Source organism: Roseateles albus (genome assembly GCF_028595345.1).
In the GTDB taxonomy this organism is placed as follows: Bacteria; Pseudomonadota; Gammaproteobacteria; order Burkholderiales; family Burkholderiaceae_C; genus Paucibacter_A; species Paucibacter_A albus.
Genome location: NZ_JAQQXT010000001.1, coordinates 312,190 through 328,284, shown reverse-complemented (window position 1 = coordinate 328,284; position 16,095 = coordinate 312,190). Strand labels below are relative to the sequence as shown.

The window sequence follows — 16,095 nt, the reverse complement described above, 5'->3', positions numbered from 1 at the left end:
CTTGTTGACATGATCAAGCGCCTCTTTGAATGGGGTCAGGTTCATTTGTTTTCTGAAGCGGCGAGCCCAAAACCACCGCCGCCCGGTGTGCGGATCAAAAACATATCGCCCGCCTGCATCTCGGCTTGGCCGATATGGGGCAGCGGCTCGACGCGGCCATCCGCCCGCTCGACCCAGTTGCTGCCCGGCATGCCGGCGCTGCCACCGGCCATGCCGAAAGCCCCTTGGGTGCGGCCGTTGCTCAGAATTGATGCCGTCATAGGCTCCAGAAAACGCAGGCGCCGCTCGCCGCCATTGCCGCCCTGCCATTGCCCTTGACCACCGGTTTCAGGAGCGATCTCGTAGGACTCTAGCCGCACCGGGAAGCGGAACTCCAAGACCTCGGGGTCGGTCATGCGCGAGTTGGTCATATGGGTTTGCACGACGCTGGTGCCATCAAATCCAGGCCCAGCACCGGAGCCGCCGGAGATGGTTTCGTAATACTGATGACTGGCATTGCCAAAAGTGAAATTGTTCATCGTGCATTGACTGGCGGCCATCACACCCAAAGCACCGTAGAGCGCATTGGTGACGCAGCTCGACGTCTCCACATTGCCTGCCACCACGGCCGCGGGATAGCGCGGATTGAGCATGCAGCCCTCGGGCGCGATCACCTGCAGCGGCTTCAGGCAACCCGCATTGAGCGGGATCGCGTCGTCGACCAGCGTTCGAAACACATACAGAACTGCCGCCATCGTGATGGAGCGCGGTGCGTTGAAGTTATTACTTAGCTGAGCGCTGCTGCCGCTGAAGTCGATCACGGCGCTGCGCTCGGCCGCGTTGACGCGCACAGCCACTTGGATCTGTGCGCCGTTGTCCAGCGGCAAGGTGAAGGCGCCGTCTTTCAAGCGCGTGATGACGCGGCGCACCGACTCTTCGGCGTTGTCTTGCACATGCTGCATATGGGCGGCGACGGTTGCGCCGCCATACTGCGCCACCATCGCCCGCAACTCTTGTGCGCCCTTTTCATTCGCCGCGATCTGAGCACGCAGATCGGCCAGGTTCTGGGTCGGGTTGCGCGAGGGGTAGGGGCCGCTGTTCAGCAGCGCCAACATTTCCGCTTCGCGCAGCTGGCCGCCCTGGACCAGCAAGAAGTTGTCGATCAACACGCCCTCTTGCTCGATCGAACTGGAGAAGGGCGGCATCGAGCCCGGCGTGATGCCGCCGATATCGGCATGGTGGCCGCGGGACGCGACAAAGAAGCTGGGCTTGCTGGTGATCAAGTCATCCAAAAACACGGGCGTAACGACGGTGATATCGGGCAGATGCGTACCGCCGTGATAGGGGTCATTCAGCACATAGACATCACCCGGTGCCATCTGTGGGTTGCGTGCGATCACCGTGTGAATCGACTCGCTCATCGAGCCCAGATGCACGGGGATATGCGGCGCATTGGCGATCAAATCACCGGCGGCGCTGAACAGCGCGCAAGAGAAGTCCAACCGCTCCTTGATATTGACCGAGTGCGCGGTGTTCTGCAGGCGCAGGCCCATCTGCTCGGCGATGTTCATAAAGAGATTGTTGAAGATCTCCAACATCACCGGATCGGCCTGCGTGCCGATGGCAAAGGCCTGCGCACGCGGCAGCACACGGCAAATTTCAAGCCGGCCATCGGCCATCAGGCGCGCCTGCCAGCCGGGGTCGATGACGGTGGTGGCATTGCGTTCGGCCAGAATGGCCGGGCCATCCAGCTGAGCGCCGGCTTGCAAACGCTCGCGCACAAACAGCGGCGCGGCGCGCCAGCCGGCTGACTTGTCGTCAGCGGGGCAATACATGCTCAACTCGGCAGCGGGCTGAGGCAGGTGCAGCTCGGGCTCGACCGGGCTCTCGGCCTGCGCCAGCGCCTCACCGGCCGCAATGCACTCGACGGTGACGGCTTCGATGACAAGCTCGCGGCCCGGCATCAAATAAGCAAAACGCTGGCGGTAGGCTGCCTCAAATGCCGCGCGCAGCTCGCTCGTGCTGCTGCGTTCAAGCAAGTCGCAACTCAGCGCGGTGTCGGTGCCTTGATAGCGCAGATGCAAGCGCGTGGCGCTGCGCAGCGAAGCCAGGGCCGCGCCCTGCGCCAGCAGCTCGGCCCTGCCTGACTCGGCCAATACACTTGCCTGTGCCCGCGCTGCAGCGAGGCCGGCCGCATCAAGGCTCAGCTCGACCGAGGCTTCGCGCATCGCCATGCGATCGGCCAAGCCCATACCGTAGGCGCTCAAGACGCCGGCGAAGGGATGAACGAGTACGCGGCTCATGCCCAGCGCATCGGCGACCAGGCAAGCGGCCTGACCGCCGGCGCCGCCAAAGCATTGCAAGGTGTACGCCGTAACGTCAAGCCCGCGCGCCACCGAGATGCGCTTGACCGCATTGGCCATGCTGCCCACCGAGATCTGCAAGGCGCCGCTGGCGACCTCTTCGGGCGAGACGGCTCGGCCATAGGCGCGCGACATGTCGGCCGCCATGGCTGCGAAGCGCTGCGCAACGGCACTACGGTCCAGCGGCTGGTCCGCCTGCGGTCCGAACAACTTGGGAAAAAAGTCCGGCTGTATGCGACCCAACATGACGTTGGCATCGGTCGTCGCCAAGGGGCCGCCACGTCGATAACTGGCCGGCCCGGGATTGGCGCCGGCCGACTCAGGCCCAACGCGCAAGCGCGCACCGTCGAAGCTGATCACGCTGCCGCCGCCTGCTGCCACCGTGTGAATACTCAGCATCGGTGCGCGCATGCGCACACCGGCGACTTCGGTGTCCAAGGTCTGCTCGAACTCGCCATTGAAATGGCTGACGTCGGTTGACGTGCCGCCCATATCAAAGCCGATCAGCTTGCTGTGGCCGGCCGCCAAGCCGGTGCGCACCATGCCCACGATGCCGCCAGCCGGCCCCGACAGAATGGCGTCCTTGCCTTGAAAATGATGCGCCTCGGTCAAGCCGCCCGAGCTTTGCATAAAGAGCAGGCTGACGCCTGGCATCTGCGCGGCGACCTGCTCGACATAACGCCTCAAAATAGGTGACAGATACGCATCAACGACGGTGGTGTCGCCGCGCGGCACCAGCTTCATCAAAGGGCTGACCCGGTGCGAGACCGAAATCTGCGTGAAGCCGATCTGCTGCGCCAAGGCTTCGGCCCGCAATTCATGAGTGGGGTAGCGATAGGCATGCATGAAGACAATGGCACAGGCGCGCAGGCCGTCCTCAAACGCGCGCTGCAGTTCCAGGCGCAGCGCGCCTTCGTCCAGCGGCTGCACGATGTCGCCCTGGGCGCCGTAGCGCTCCTGCGCCTCGATCACACGGCCGTAGAGCAGCTCCGGCAGCACGATTTGCCGCGCAAACAGCTGCGGCCGCGCCTGCGTGGCGATGCGCAGCGCGTCACGAAAACCGCGTGTAGTGACCAAGAGCGTCGGGTCGCCCTTGCGCTCCAGCAAAGCGTTGGTCGCGACCGTCGTGCCCATCTTGACGCAGTCCACCAGGTCCGGCGTGATGGCCTCGCCCGGCTTGAGCCCCAACAAGCGGCGAATGCCCTCGACCGCCGCGTCCTTGTACTGCTCCGGGTTCTCGGACAGCAGCTTCAGCGTATGCAGCACCCCACCCGGCGCGCGGCCCACCAAGTCGGTAAACGTGCCGCCCCGGTCGATCCAAAACTGCCAACGATCGGAGCTGCTGGGCGCGACTTGAGGCTTCATCATCTACAAACTCGAACTGGGGTCAGGTTCATTTAATTCGAAAGCGGCGCGCGGTGCGCCGCCTTGGTCGGTCAACCTCGGTCAAACGGCGGCGAGGCGCCACAGCGAGGTCAGCTCGGCCGAGCGAGCTTTGAAGAGCGGGTCTTGCTTGTCGCTGGCGCGTGCATGTTGAGGCTTGACGTCGCTGCGGTCGACGACGCGCAAGCCGGCGGCTGCTATCCAGCCCAACATCTCCTCGCGCGTGCGCAGCCCCAAATGCTCGGCCAGGTCGGACATGATCAACCAGCCCTCGCCTCCCGGCAGCAGTCGGCTCGCCAGCCCATTCAGAAAGCCCCGCAACATGCGGCTGTCGGGGTCGTACACGGCATGCTCAAGTGGCGAGTTAGGCCGCCAAGGCAGCCAAGGTGGGTTGCAGACGATCAAATGGGCTTGGCGCTGATCTTGAGGATACAAATCGACCTGCTGCAACTCGACCCGTGCGACCACGCCCAGCGCTTCGAGATTGTCGCGCGCACAAGCCAGGGCGCGGGGGTCTTGGTCGGTCGCCACGACATGGTTGACGCCGCGTTTGGCCAGGATCGCCGCCAGCACGCCGGTGCCGGTGCCGATATCAAAGGCGACGCCGGCCTTGCCGCTGCTCTTCAAGCTGGCCGGCAGCGCTGCGTGTGCGACCAGGTCCAGGTACTCGCCGCGCAGCGGGGAGAAGACGCCGTAATGCGGCGTGATGGCGGCCCTCAACGCGCCCACATGCACGCCCTTCTTGCGCCACTCATGCGCGCCGATCAGGCCTTGCAGCTCGCGCAAGGAAGCGACGTAATGCTCGGCCACCTCCCCACGCGCCTGCGCGCCGGCCTCACGCACATCGGGCGCGCGGCGCAGCGGCACGCCATGGTCGGCATCAAAAGGCAGCAAAAGCATATTGAGCACACGCGAGCGCAAGGCCTGGGCTTTGCGTTGGGCGACGAACACATCATGCGCCGAGGCGGCAGGCTGGCCGGGCTTGGCCAATTTGGCTGCCTTGGCTGCAGCGCGTTCGGCCTTGGACTCAACCCGGCGCTCCATCGCTTGCATCAGCAAGCGCGCGTTCTGAAAGTCACCGCACCACAGCAGGCCTATGCCTTCGCAAGCCCATTTGTAAGCGGTGTCAGCGTCGACGGTGTCGTCCACCACATAGACTCGCTTGGGAGCTGGCAGATCTGCCATGGAGCGCCAGCAGGCACTGAGGGCCTGGCCCTCGTTACCTATCCAGCTGATTTGGTTTGCGTCGTCTTGTGTATGCATGCCGTATTCTCGGTCGGATTGCTCACGGCGGGATCTGTTCTGCCAGCGATGCCTTCATCAACATGCCCAAACCAAGCCACAAAGACGAGCGCACTCAAATCACGCTGGCGCCTATATTGATCAGCAACGCCAACACCAGGGTGTTGAACAAATAGGCCAGGATGCAGTGCAAGGTGCCGAGTCGGCGCATGGACTTGGACACAAAAGCGACGTCGGCGGTTTGCCCTGAGGTGCCGATCACGGCGGCGAAGTAGAAGAAATCGAAGTAGTCGGGTGGCTCATCGCCCGGAAACTGCAGGCCCGGCGGCTGGGCGCTTGCTTCGCCACGCGCCAAATTGCCGTAATAGCCATGCGCATAGTGCAGCGTGAACATGACTTGAACGAAAGCCCAGGACGACAGCACCGTCAGCCCCGCCAAAGCGATGTGCGCCGCTTTCAAAAAGCCATGCAACTCCTTCACCAAAGCCAGGTCGCCGGCAATGGCCGCCAAGCTGGCCACGGTGGACACCACCACGAAAGTGAGGATCACCGCCTGGCCTTCGTCCTGCTGCTGCGCACGCCGGCGCATGCTGTGCGGGGTGGAGCGCGCCATCATCACGGCCGCCAAAAACACATACAAGAGCGCGCCGCAGTTCCAGGCCAGCAGCCAGCGGGTGATCGCGTGATTTGCGCCGACGGCGGGCGCCAACAGGCCCACCGCAAGAGCTACACAGATGGCGATCAGCAACCTCGCCTTCGAGCGGAGGATGCGCAGCACAGCTGTTTGTGTCGAAGCCATCAGCTACTTCTTTCTATGCGCCGGCGCTTAGCAAGCGTCGCCGTCATTGTGCGATCGGGCACTTGTCGAGTGCCGATCAGCCCGCGTCTGTACAGCCACGAACGAAACGCTGGGCGAGAAAAAAAACAAAGCCCACCTCCTCTCGGAGACGGGCTTTGTATGAACAAAAACCAGGGAACTAGGTTTTAGAAAGGAATATCGTCGTCCATATCATCGAAGCCCGTGGCCGATCGTGGTGCCGGTGCCGCAGCGCGAGGTGCAGGCGCTGGCGCACGCGGAGCCGGTGCGCGAGCCGCAGGGGCACGAGCGGGCTCGCCGTATTCATCGCCGCCGCCGTAGCCACCGCCGCCGCCAGCACCACCACGGGCTTGTCCGCCACCGTAGCCACCGCCGCCGCCTTCGTCGCCGCCACTGTCACGGCCGCCGAGCAATTGCATTTCGTTGGCAATGATCTCGGTCGTGTAAACGTCCTTGCCTTCTTTGTCGGTCCACTTGCGGGTGCGCAGGCGCCCCTCTACATAGAGCGGCTTGCCCTTCTTGCAGTACTGGCCGACGATTTCGGCCAACTTGTCATTGAAGACCACCCGATGCCATTCGGTCTCTTCCTGCTTCTCGCCCGACTCGCGGTTCTTCCAGCTGCGCGTGGTGGCCAAGCTGATCGTGCAGAAGGCTACGCCGCTGGGGTTGTAGCGCAACTCGGGGTCTTTGCCCAGGTTGCCGATGATGATGACTTTATTGACCGAGGCCATGATGGGCTTTCTTTCTTGCTAGCACTTGCGGATGTCCAGAGCGGGGATTATGCCGCTGCCGCCAAGTCTCGACCAAGGCTTATCCCCAAGCGCCTCCACGCCAGCGGATATGCCGCCAACACCGGCGCGCCGCAAACCAAACCCCGGTTCTTGCATCTGATCGCCCGCCCGGGCGCAAAGCCGGGTCGCCTGCCTAAGATGGCGCCATGGACACACTCATCAACAAGCCCAAAATCAGCGCCGGCAGCGAACGGCGCCGCTTTTGGCTGGCCTATGCAGGCATCTGCCTGGTGAGCTGGCTGCTCTTTGTCTTGGCAGGCACCGACTACAAAAAAGGCGCCTGGGAGGTTTGGTCAGCCGTTTACGAGGCCAGCCTGACTTTGTGGGCGCCGATGCTGCTGGGCGTGGCGGTGCTCCCTTGGGTGCGGCATCTGCACCGTGCGCAGCGCGGTCTGCTGGCCTTGCTGGGCCTGCATGCGCTGGCCGCCCTGCTTTTCAGCGCGCTCTGGCTGGCAGCTGATTTTGTTCTTGCCAGCCTGCTGTTCGGCCCTGAGCATGCCCATGCCATGCTGATGCAAGCGGCGCTGTGGCGCGGCATCAGCGGCGTGTTCGTCTATGTGCCGCTGGCCACCGGCTTCACGGCGGTGTTGAGCTCGGCCCAGGCGCGGGCCAGCGCGCTGGCCGCGGCGCAGGCCGAGAGCGCCTTGGCGCGGGCCGAGTTGGCGGCCATCAGCGGCAAGCTCAACCCACATTTTTTGTTCAACACCTTGAACTCGCTGATCGCACTGACACGCAAGGACGCCAAGGCCGCAGAGAGTGCGCTGATGCATTTCTCGGACATGTTGCGTTATGTGCTGGACAGCAAACGCGACGCGGCAGATCGCGTCTGCCTGCGCGAGGAGCTGGATTTTGTGCGCGACTACCTGGCGCTGGAAAGCTTGCGTTTGGGCGCCCGCCTGCGCCAAACCTGGGACATCGACCCCGCCACCCTGGACGACGACATCCCGCCCCTGACGCTGCAGCCCCTGGTGGAGAACTGCATCGTGCATGGCATCGCGCCCAAGGTCGGCGGCGGCACCATCAGCATCAGTGCGCGCCGCGACGCGCTGACCCATGGCCTGGCACTCACGGTGCAAGACGACGGCGCCGGCTGCGAGCTCGCATTGCTGCATCCGAGCCCCGCCGACAGCCCGCGCCAGGGCATTGGCCTGGGCGCGCTGCGCCGCCGCTTCGCCCTTGATTACGAGGGCCGCGCCCGGCTGCAAACACACACCGCTCCCGGCGCGGGCTTTCGCGTCGATATCTGGATACCCCCAATATGAGTACACGTATCACCACTTTGATTGCAGAAGACGAGCCGCTCGCCAGCGAGGCGCTGGCCGAATGGGTGGCGCAGCTGCCGCATTTGGAGCTGGTCAGCAGCTGTGCCGATGGCCTCAGCGCTTTGGCCGAGATCCGCCGCCTGCAGCCCGCACTGATCTTCATGGACATCAATATGCCCGGCATGACGGGTTTGCAGGTCCTGCGCACGCTGGCCGAGAACCAGGACGGCAACCAGGCCCGCGTGATCTTCACCACCGCCTATGACGAACATGCCTTGGCCGCTTTCGAGCTGCACGCGGCCGACTATTTGCTCAAGCCCTTCACGCAAGAGCGCTTCAATGAGGCGGTTGAACATGCGCTTCGCTCCGTCGTTAGCAGCGATTCAAACAGCAGCACGGTGGAGGCCGCAGCGGCCGCAGCCGCCGAAGACAACAGCCCCTTGACCCGCATCCTGGTGCGCGACCAAGGCAAGATATTTCCGCTGCAGGTGGACGCGATCGAGTACCTGCGCTCCGACATCAAATACACGGCCGTGGCCAGTGCCGGCAAGCAATATCTGGTGCGCCTGCCCATCACTTCTTTCGAGCAGCGCCTGGACCCTCAGCGCTTCTTGAAACTGCAGCGCAGCTGCATCGTCAATCTCGATTTTGTCGTCTCGATGACGCCGGACGAGAACTCGCAATTGATCGTACAGATGCAAGATGGCTCCCGCTTCACCGCCAACCGGGATGTCTCCAAAAAACTTCGGGAGCAATCGATATGAGCAAACTTCAAATGACCATCGCCTGTATGGCCCTTATGGCCATGACGGCAGGCAGCGCTTGCGCGCAAACGAGCTCCAAGCCTGCCCTCAGGCAAGGCCTAGAGGGCCGGGTCTATGCGCCGGGGCCGTTCGAGCGCATCGAGCTGGCCGGCTCGGCCAATGTGCGCTTGCTGCAGGGCGAAACAGACGAGGTCTTTATCGCCGGCGATGGTCAAGAGCAAGAAGGCGTGTCGGTCACGCTGAACCAAGGGAAGCTGGATTTCCGCAGCAACACGGGCTGGAAGATGTGGCCCGGCAAGCGTCTGCAGATCGAGGTGACGATGCGGCAATTGCAAGAGTTGGTGCTGTCCGGGGCCAGCGACCTGCACGCGCCCGCCAGGTTCTCGGCCGGCCCTTTGAACATCAAGCTTTCCGGCGCAGGCTCGGCTCGCTTTGATGATTTGCACGCCGAGCGGCTGGACTTCAGCATCTCCGGCGCCGGCGAAGGCTTCTTGCGCGGCCAAGTCAATCTGCTGGATTTGAAGATTTCGGGCAAAGGCAGGCTGGCGGCCGAAGACCTGCGCGCGCACGCCGCCAACGTCAAGATCAGCGGTGTCGGCAACGCCGACCTGTGGGTCAGCGAGAAGCTGAATCTGGATGTTTCGGGCGTCGGGCAAATTGCCTACTGGGGCCAGCCCAATGTCACGCGCACCACCTCGGGCATTGCCAAGGTGTTGTCGCGCGGGGACCGGCGTGCGCCACCCGTGCCGCCCGCTCCACCTGCTGCGCCGGCGACTCCTGCCGTGCCCGCGCTGCCGGCTTTGCCTCAGCGCTCGCCGTCCCAGTAATCCAGCGTGTTGTCGCGCCGCTGTATGAAGGCGGGGCCTTTGGAGAAGACCGCGATCTTGCCGGAGTCAGGGTACTCGCAGACCTCGGGGCGGTCTTGCGTGCTGATGGACAAATACTTCAGCTCGGCGTCCGAGGTATTGATGATGTGATGCGGGAACTCGGGCCCGCAAGGGATGCAGATCACGTCGCCGGCCTTGATGGGCAGCATTTCGCCGGCCACCCGCAAGGTGCCCGAGCCCTCCAGCACGATGAACATTTCTTCTTGGCTGTGGTGGAAGTGATAGGGGCAGCTCTGCTTGCCGGGCGGCACGGTGTCGACGCCGCAGCCGAGCTTGCGCGCGACGGTGCCCTCGGTCACCCCGCCGACCATGCTGTCATAGACCGGCTCACGTAAAAAGCGCTCGCGCGGGATCTCCAAGAAGTTGCGAATCAGTTTTTGGCGCAGCTCGGCGGATTTGTCCGCGCTGCTTGCGGGTGACTCTTCAATCGGCGTGCTCATTCGGTTTCTCCTCGACAATGGGGCGACTCATGAGCCAGCTTACGCAAAAATCCCCACCCCTGAACATCTTGCAAGAGGTGTTTGGCTACCCAGTTTTCCGCGGGGCCCAAGAACAGATCGTCAATCACGTCTGCGCCAGCGGTGACGCGCTGGTCCTGATGCCCACCGGCGGCGGCAAAAGCCTGTGCTATCAGATCCCGGCCATCGCCCGCCACCACGCAGGCCAAGGCGTCAGCATCGTTGTCAGCCCCTTGATCGCGCTGATGCATGACCAGGTCGGCGCGCTAGAAGAAGCGGGCGTACACGCGGCCTTTCTGAACTCGACGCTATCGGGTGAGCAGGCCGCCCATGTCGAGCGCGAGATGATGAGTGGGCGCCTGGTGATGCTGTATGCCGCGCCCGAACGCATCACCAACCCGCGTTTCTTGGCCCAGCTGGACTCGCTCTATGAGCGCGGCTTGCTGAGCTTGTTCGCCATCGACGAGGCCCATTGCGTCAGCCAATGGGGCCATGATTTCCGCAGCGAATACCTGGCACTGAGCCTGCTGCACGAGCGTTACCCCGAGGTTCCGCGCATTGCCTTGACGGCGACGGCCGATGACCTGACCCGCGCCGACATCATCGAGCGGCTGCGCCTGGAAGAAGCGCAGATCTTCATCTCCTCGTTTGACCGCCCCAACATCCGCTACGCCATCGTCGAAAAAGACAAGCCACGCGAACAGTTGCTGCGCTTCATCCGCGATGAGCATGAAGATGATGCGGGCATCGTCTATTGCCAGAGCCGCAAAAAGGTTGAAGAAACCGCTGCCTGGCTGGAGAGCGAAGGCCTGAAGGCGCTGCCGTATCACGCAGGCTTGGATGCGGCGGTGCGCCTGCGCCACCAGGACCGCTTCCTGCGCGAAGACAGCGTCGTGATGGTGGCGACGATCGCTTTCGGCATGGGCATTGACAAGCCCGATGTGCGCTTTGTTGCCCATCTGGATCTGCCCAAAAACATCGAGAGCTATTACCAGGAGACCGGCCGCGCGGGCCGCGACGGTGCGCCGGCCGAGGCCTGGATGGCCTACGGCCTGGCCGATGTGGTGAATCAGCGCCGCATGATCGACGAAAGCCCGGCCGGCGAGGAATTCAAAAAAGGCCAGCGCGGCAAGCTCGATGCGCTGCTGGCGCTAGCCGAAGCGACCGACTGCCGGCGCGTGCGGCTGCTGAGTTACTTCGGCGAAGCCAGTACCGCGTGCGGCAACTGTGACAACTGTTTAAACCCACCGGCGACATGGGACGGCACCGACGCTTCACGCAAACTGCTCAGCTGCATCTACCGCTTTCACCAGAACGGCGGCCAGCGTTTCGGCGCCGGCCATTTGATCGATGTGCTGCGCGGCAAGGTGACGGACAAGGTCACGCAATATGGCCACCAGACGCTCAGTACCTGGGCGGTCGGCGCCGACCTGCCCGAGCAGCAATGGCGCGCCGTGCTGCGTCAGCTGATCTCGCTGGGCCATGTGGTGGCCGAGGGCGAGTACATGACGCTGGCCCTGGCCGACAGCGCCCGCGCAGTCTTGAAGGGCGAGGTGCAGTTACTTCTGCGCGTGCCGACGGTGGCGCCGAAGAAAGGCCGATTGGCTCGCGGCAGCGGCAAGCCAGCAACCTCAAACCGTAGCGCAGCGCCGATCGAGTTGGATGAGGACGCTCAACTCCGCTTCGATCAACTCAAGGCCTGGCGTGCCGAAGTCGCCAAGGAGCACAGCTTGCCCGCCTATGTGATCTTCCAGAACGTGACGCTGGCCGAAATGGCCAAGCAGCATCCACAAACCCTGGATGAGTTGGCACAAATCAGCGGCGTCGGCGCGAAGAAGCTGGAAGCCTATGGCGAGCAGATTCTTCGCGTGCTGGAGTAGGTTCAAGCCATAAAGCCCAGGTCCCGCTTGGCCGCGTCGAAGTTCTTCAGGTTCGGAAAGATGTCGGCCAAATTTCCGTCACTGACACCCATCCAGCGGCCCAGCGTCGCGCCGAGCTGTTCGACCGAAGTCTCGGGCAGCAGCGCGCCATTGCCGAGCTGATTGGGGCTGCTGTCGAAGTCATTGTTTTTGGCGTTCTTGGCGCCGACGACCGGGAACTTGCCGTAGAACTCGCGCCCCTTGACCGCGCCGCCCATGACGAAATGGTGGCTGCCCCAGCCGTGGTCGGTGCCGTCGCCATTGCTGGTGAAGGTGCGGCCGAAGTCGCTGGCGGTGAAGGTGGTGACGTTGTTGCGCAAGCCCATGGCACCCAGCGTGTTGTCAAAATAGCTCAGCGCGTGTGAGAGCTTGGCCATCAAGTCGGCTTGGGCGCGGTTCTGTCCATCATGGGTATCAAAGCCACCCAGGCTGACGAAGAAAACTTGCCGCCCGGCACCCAAGGCGCTGCGTGCGCCCATGGTGCGCGCCACGACTTGCAGCTGCTGGGCTAATGAGTTAGTTGACTTGGTCCCAGTCAAGGGGTTGTCATATTGCAGAAGCGGATCGGCCGCACCATTGGCCAGACCGGCCGTGCCATAGGGTGCACTATTGGCGGGCGGCAAGGCGCTGCCTATCAAGGCCTCGGCCGCCAGCGAGCGATTGACCACGGTCGCATGATCACGTGCTATCAGGTCGTTGCTGCGGCCGCCGCGCATCACGGTGCGCATGCGCTCCAGCGCCGCAGTGGAGCCAAACAGACTGGTGTCGCTGCCGCCGATGCGGATGGCACCTCGTGTGCTGATCTGGTACTGCAGCGCCTGCTTGCCGCTCAAGAACACCGCATTGCCGCCGGCCGAGACGGCACTGAAGAGGGGCTGGCTATTGCCCGCCATCAAGAGGTCGGCAAAGCGACCGCCCCAACCCACCGTCGCGCCTTCGGGCGTCAGTGACTGCCAGGTCGATTGCTGGTCGTTGTGCGAATACAAGCCGGCTGGCCGCGCGAAAGTGACGAGCTTTAAATCTGCCTTGCTGGTGGGGCGCACCAGCGGGCCGATATTGGGCAGCACCGCCAGCCGGCCGGCGGCGAACAAATCACGCACACCGCTCATGCTGGGATGCAGGGCAAACGTGCGGCCTTGTGACGTGATGGGGTTGATCGCCAGCACGCCGCCGAGCCGTTCGGGCGAACCTGCGCCGGCACCCATTTGCGCCGGGGTACCCGGCGCCAACAGCGCAATCGACTCGGGCGCTTGATTGCGCACCTGGCTGTAGGCGGCCCAGGATTCGGTATCGGTCGGCAAGACCATATTGAAGGCATCATTGCCGCCGAATAGAAAGACGCAAACCAGCGCCTTGTAGTCACCGGCGGTCTGCGCGCTGGCATTGCCAAAGGCAGCCAAATTCATCGCCATGGGCGCAGCGGCGCCCAGGCCGGCAAAACGAGCCGCTTGGGCCAGGAAGGCGCGGCGGGAGGCGGGGGAGTTGAAGTTGGTTTTCATAAGTGCCTTAGTCAGTTGGGGTCAGAGCATGGCGCTGCGCGCCAAGGTCTTACCCGCAAGTCATTATTTTTGAACCAGGTACTCAGGCGACACCAGCGCCAGATAGACGCCCAATTTGGCGCGGTTCAACAACTGGTCATCGACGGTTTTTTTGTTGCTGGCGTCGGCCTTCAGCGCATCGAGCTTGACCGATTCGACCGCTGCCACCATCTCGGCCTTGAGCGCTGCATTGCTGCGGCCCCCAAGCAGTTGCTTGCTGACTTGCTCAACCAGATCGGCGGGCTTGGCGGCCAAGGCGATCAAGGCCGTCAGATCGAATTGCACGTCATTGCGGGCGGCCTTCCAGTCCAGGCCGCGTTGCCCAAAGCCGCCGGCCACGCCGCCTTTGATGAAGTTGGCGTAACCGGCCACCGAGGTCTCCTGCACCAATTGCAACTCGGGCATGGTCAGCTTGGCGGCGCCGCTTTCACTGCCCGGCGCAATGAAACCGGGACGGTAAAAATTGAACACCGAGGGTGAGCGCAACGGTGATTGACCGAGCTGGGTGGCTGGGTCGTCGGTAGCGCCGATCAACCACGCACCGCTGTCACTGCTGGCGCCGAGTGCGCGCAGTGCCGCCGTTAGTCGTAACACCGGCTCTTGCAGCTTGCCGTAGCTTGGCTGCGCGGCCAAGCCGGCGTCACGGGCTTCGCTGTCCAGCAAGATGGCCTTAACCATCGCCTTCATATCGCCGGCGCCGAAGGCCTTGGACACCCGCGCCACATAGTCCGGGCTGGGGTTGCTGGTGACCAGGCGCTGAATCATCTGACGGCCGATGAAGGGGCCGACATTGGCGTGCAAGGCCAAGGCATCAAGGCCGGCCTTCAAGCTCGCGGCGGGGTCGGCCTTGACCTGCGCGGCCACGACCTTGCCCAGAAACTTCTTCTCGCTGAGCGAATGGAACTGGCTATAGCCCTGCATGGGTTTGAACGCGCGATCGGCCTCGCAATAGTCGGGGCACCAGCCCCAGAAGCGCCCGTCGGCGGTATCGGGGCCATCCCAACTCAGGCCGGTGAAAACCTTGGCCATGCCGGCGATATCGTCGGCCGTGTAGCTGGGCTTGGGCGCACCGGCTTCGAGCTTGGGCGAGCCGTCGGCGTTCAGCTCGATCAGGCCGATCGAGAACAACTGCATCACCTCGCGGGCGAAGTTCTCATCCGGCACCCGGCCGGTCTTGGCGTCTTCTTTCTGGTTCTTCAGATGCGACAGGTACAAGCCCATGGCCGGGTGCGTGGCCACCTGTTCAAGCAGCACGCGGTAGTTGCCGAAGGCATTGGCGGACAAGGTATCCAGATACGAAGCCACGGCGCGCGGCTGGTTGCCGACATTGTCTTGCGCCATCGACACCACCATGATTTGGGACAGCGCGTAAGCGACGCGCTGTCGCAATTGGTCATCGCCGGTGATGGCCACCTTGTAGAAGGAGTCCAGCACTTCGCGGCTGCCGGCCGAGTCGGTGGCTTTCAGAGCTTTCACGGCTGCATCGGACGCATCCCAATTCAGCCGGTGCATGCTGGCAGGCTTGGCGAGTTGCTCATCCAGCCAAGGCTCATAACCTTTATCCATGACGGCAGCGATGCTGGCCTCGGTCGGACCGAAGCTGGCCTGCATCAGGAAGCGCATCGCCTCCTCGCGGCTGCCTGGTTTGGCGACCGTAGGCGCAGGGCTTGAGGGGCTGGCAGGGTTGGAACTTGGGCCGGCGGTGTCACCGGCCGCACCGCCCGAGCCGCCGCAGGCGCTCAAGCCCGCCACCAAGGCCAACGCCGCCAGCCAAGCCAGACTGCGGCCCGCCATCGCGGGCCTTGCCAAACACAAAGGAAAATCGCGCATACATCAAGCTCCAAACTGCGAGCGCAGGCCGAAGGGCTGCGCGATGGAGCGAACTGTAGGGAGCGGACGGCGTCTCAGGTCTGCGAGAAACGCAAGAGATGTAAGTGCGTGTTGCCAGGAGGGCCGCCACCAGCACGGGCCAGGCCTTGGCGTGAAAAACTACCGCTCTAGGTCTTTTTGTCTAGCCGCCTACCGGCAAGGCCGTGCGGCTGACCACCTGCTGCAGCACAAAGCTCGAGTGCACGCCGGTGACGCCTTGAATGCGCGTGAGCTTGCCGAGCAGCAGGCTCTGGAAATGATCCATATCGCGCACCACCAGCTTGAGCTGATAGTCGGCCGCCTGACCGGTGATCAGCAAGCATTCCAGCACCTCGGGCAAGACCTGCACCGCGGCTTCGAAGTTGGCGAAGCGCTCCGGCGTGTGCAGGTCCATCGAGATATGCACCAGGGCCATCAGGCTCAGGCCCAATTTTTTAGCATCCAGTTGCGCCCGGTAGCCGGTGATCAGGCCGCTGTCTTCCAAGGCGCGCACACGGCGCAAGCAGGGCGAGGGCGACAGGCCGACACGCTCGGCCAACTCCTGGTTATTGATGCGGCCGTCTTGCTGCAAGAGCTCCAGAATCTGGCGATCAATACGGTCTAATTCCATGACTCACGCCTTGCTTAGCTTCGATGGCGCAATTTTCTGCCAATTCGCAAGAAAATCTGGCCATCTTCGCAATTTTCTGCCGGCAGCTCTTGCCTACACTGAATGCATTGGTTCTACAGACCAATGCAACACAGGCAGGCCACACCGCCTTGTCCTTCAGCCCCGGCAATCAGCAAAGCCCCAGGCACCACAAGTGCCTGGGGCTTCGGCTTT

Annotated in this window: 12 protein-coding genes; 4 read left to right on the top strand and 8 right to left on the bottom strand. The window is 63.3% G+C overall.

Translation table 11 applies throughout. The annotated features are described in order from the left end of the window. Positions 1 to 41: 41 nt before the first annotated feature. The 4 genes from PRZ03_RS01340 to PRZ03_RS01325 form a co-directional block, all read right to left on the bottom strand. Complete coding sequence (locus tag PRZ03_RS01340; RefSeq protein ID WP_273598672.1) at positions 42 to 3,710, bottom strand: hydantoinase B/oxoprolinase family protein; 3,669 nt, start codon at positions 3,708 to 3,710, stop codon at positions 42 to 44. A 78-nt stretch (positions 3,711 to 3,788) separates the two neighbouring features. After that, entirely contained in the window at positions 3,789 to 4,988 is a 1,200-nt protein-coding gene (locus PRZ03_RS01335; protein ID WP_273598671.1) for a class I SAM-dependent methyltransferase, read from the bottom strand. Between the two features lie 94 nt (positions 4,989 to 5,082). Continuing rightward, a complete protein-coding gene (locus PRZ03_RS01330; RefSeq protein ID WP_273598670.1) occupies positions 5,083 to 5,766 on the bottom strand; it encodes a DUF1345 domain-containing protein in 684 nt (227 codons plus the stop codon). Positions 5,767 to 5,951: 185 nt separating this feature from the next. Further along, entirely contained in the window at positions 5,952 to 6,515 is a 564-nt protein-coding gene (locus PRZ03_RS01325; RefSeq protein WP_263535000.1) for a single-stranded DNA-binding protein, read from the bottom strand. A 206-nt stretch (positions 6,516 to 6,721) separates the two neighbouring features. Here PRZ03_RS01325 and PRZ03_RS01320 point away from each other — a divergent pair, with 206 nt between their 5' ends. The 3 genes from PRZ03_RS01320 to PRZ03_RS01310 are packed head-to-tail and all read left to right on the top strand — an operon-like array spanning position 6,722 to position 9,428. Next, positions 6,722 to 7,837: a sensor histidine kinase gene (locus PRZ03_RS01320; RefSeq protein WP_273598669.1), complete on the top strand. Its 1,116-nt coding sequence runs from the start codon at positions 6,722 to 6,724 to the stop codon at positions 7,835 to 7,837. Beyond that, entirely contained in the window at positions 7,834 to 8,601 is a 768-nt protein-coding gene (locus PRZ03_RS01315) for a LytR/AlgR family response regulator transcription factor (protein ID WP_263535002.1), read from the top strand. The genes PRZ03_RS01320 and PRZ03_RS01315 overlap by 4 nt, the downstream gene beginning before the upstream one ends. Then, the gene (locus PRZ03_RS01310; protein WP_273598668.1) at positions 8,598 to 9,428 is read left to right on the top strand and encodes a head GIN domain-containing protein; all 831 of its coding nucleotides are present in this window, start codon (positions 8,598 to 8,600) and stop codon (positions 9,426 to 9,428) included. Before PRZ03_RS01315 ends, PRZ03_RS01310 begins: the two co-directional genes overlap by 4 nt. On the opposite strand, the gene PRZ03_RS01305 is transcribed toward PRZ03_RS01310, so the two are convergent. Then, a complete protein-coding gene (locus tag PRZ03_RS01305; RefSeq protein ID WP_273598667.1) occupies positions 9,407 to 9,928 on the bottom strand; it encodes a cupin domain-containing protein in 522 nt (173 codons plus the stop codon). The genes PRZ03_RS01310 and PRZ03_RS01305 overlap by 22 nt on opposite strands. Before the next feature lie 29 nt (positions 9,929 to 9,957). On the opposite strand from PRZ03_RS01305, the gene recQ reads away from it, so the two are divergent. Then, positions 9,958 to 11,826 (top strand): DNA helicase RecQ, encoded by a 1,869-nt coding sequence (gene recQ, locus PRZ03_RS01300; RefSeq protein WP_273598666.1) that lies wholly within the window; start codon positions 9,958 to 9,960, stop codon positions 11,824 to 11,826. A 2-nt stretch (positions 11,827 to 11,828) separates the two neighbouring features. On the opposite strand, the gene PRZ03_RS01295 is transcribed toward recQ, so the two are convergent. The 3 genes from PRZ03_RS01295 to PRZ03_RS01285 form a co-directional block, all read right to left on the bottom strand. Further along, the gene (locus PRZ03_RS01295; RefSeq protein WP_273598665.1) at positions 11,829 to 13,364 is read right to left on the bottom strand and encodes a DUF1501 domain-containing protein; all 1,536 of its coding nucleotides are present in this window, start codon (positions 13,362 to 13,364) and stop codon (positions 11,829 to 11,831) included. 63 nt (positions 13,365 to 13,427) lie between these two features. Then, the gene (locus tag PRZ03_RS01290) at positions 13,428 to 15,233 is read right to left on the bottom strand and encodes a DUF1800 domain-containing protein (protein ID WP_273598664.1); all 1,806 of its coding nucleotides are present in this window, start codon (positions 15,231 to 15,233) and stop codon (positions 13,428 to 13,430) included. A gap of 181 nt (positions 15,234 to 15,414) precedes the next feature. Further along, entirely contained in the window at positions 15,415 to 15,882 is a 468-nt protein-coding gene (locus tag PRZ03_RS01285) for an Lrp/AsnC family transcriptional regulator (protein ID WP_263535008.1), read from the bottom strand. Positions 15,883 to 16,095: the final 213 nt, after the last annotated feature.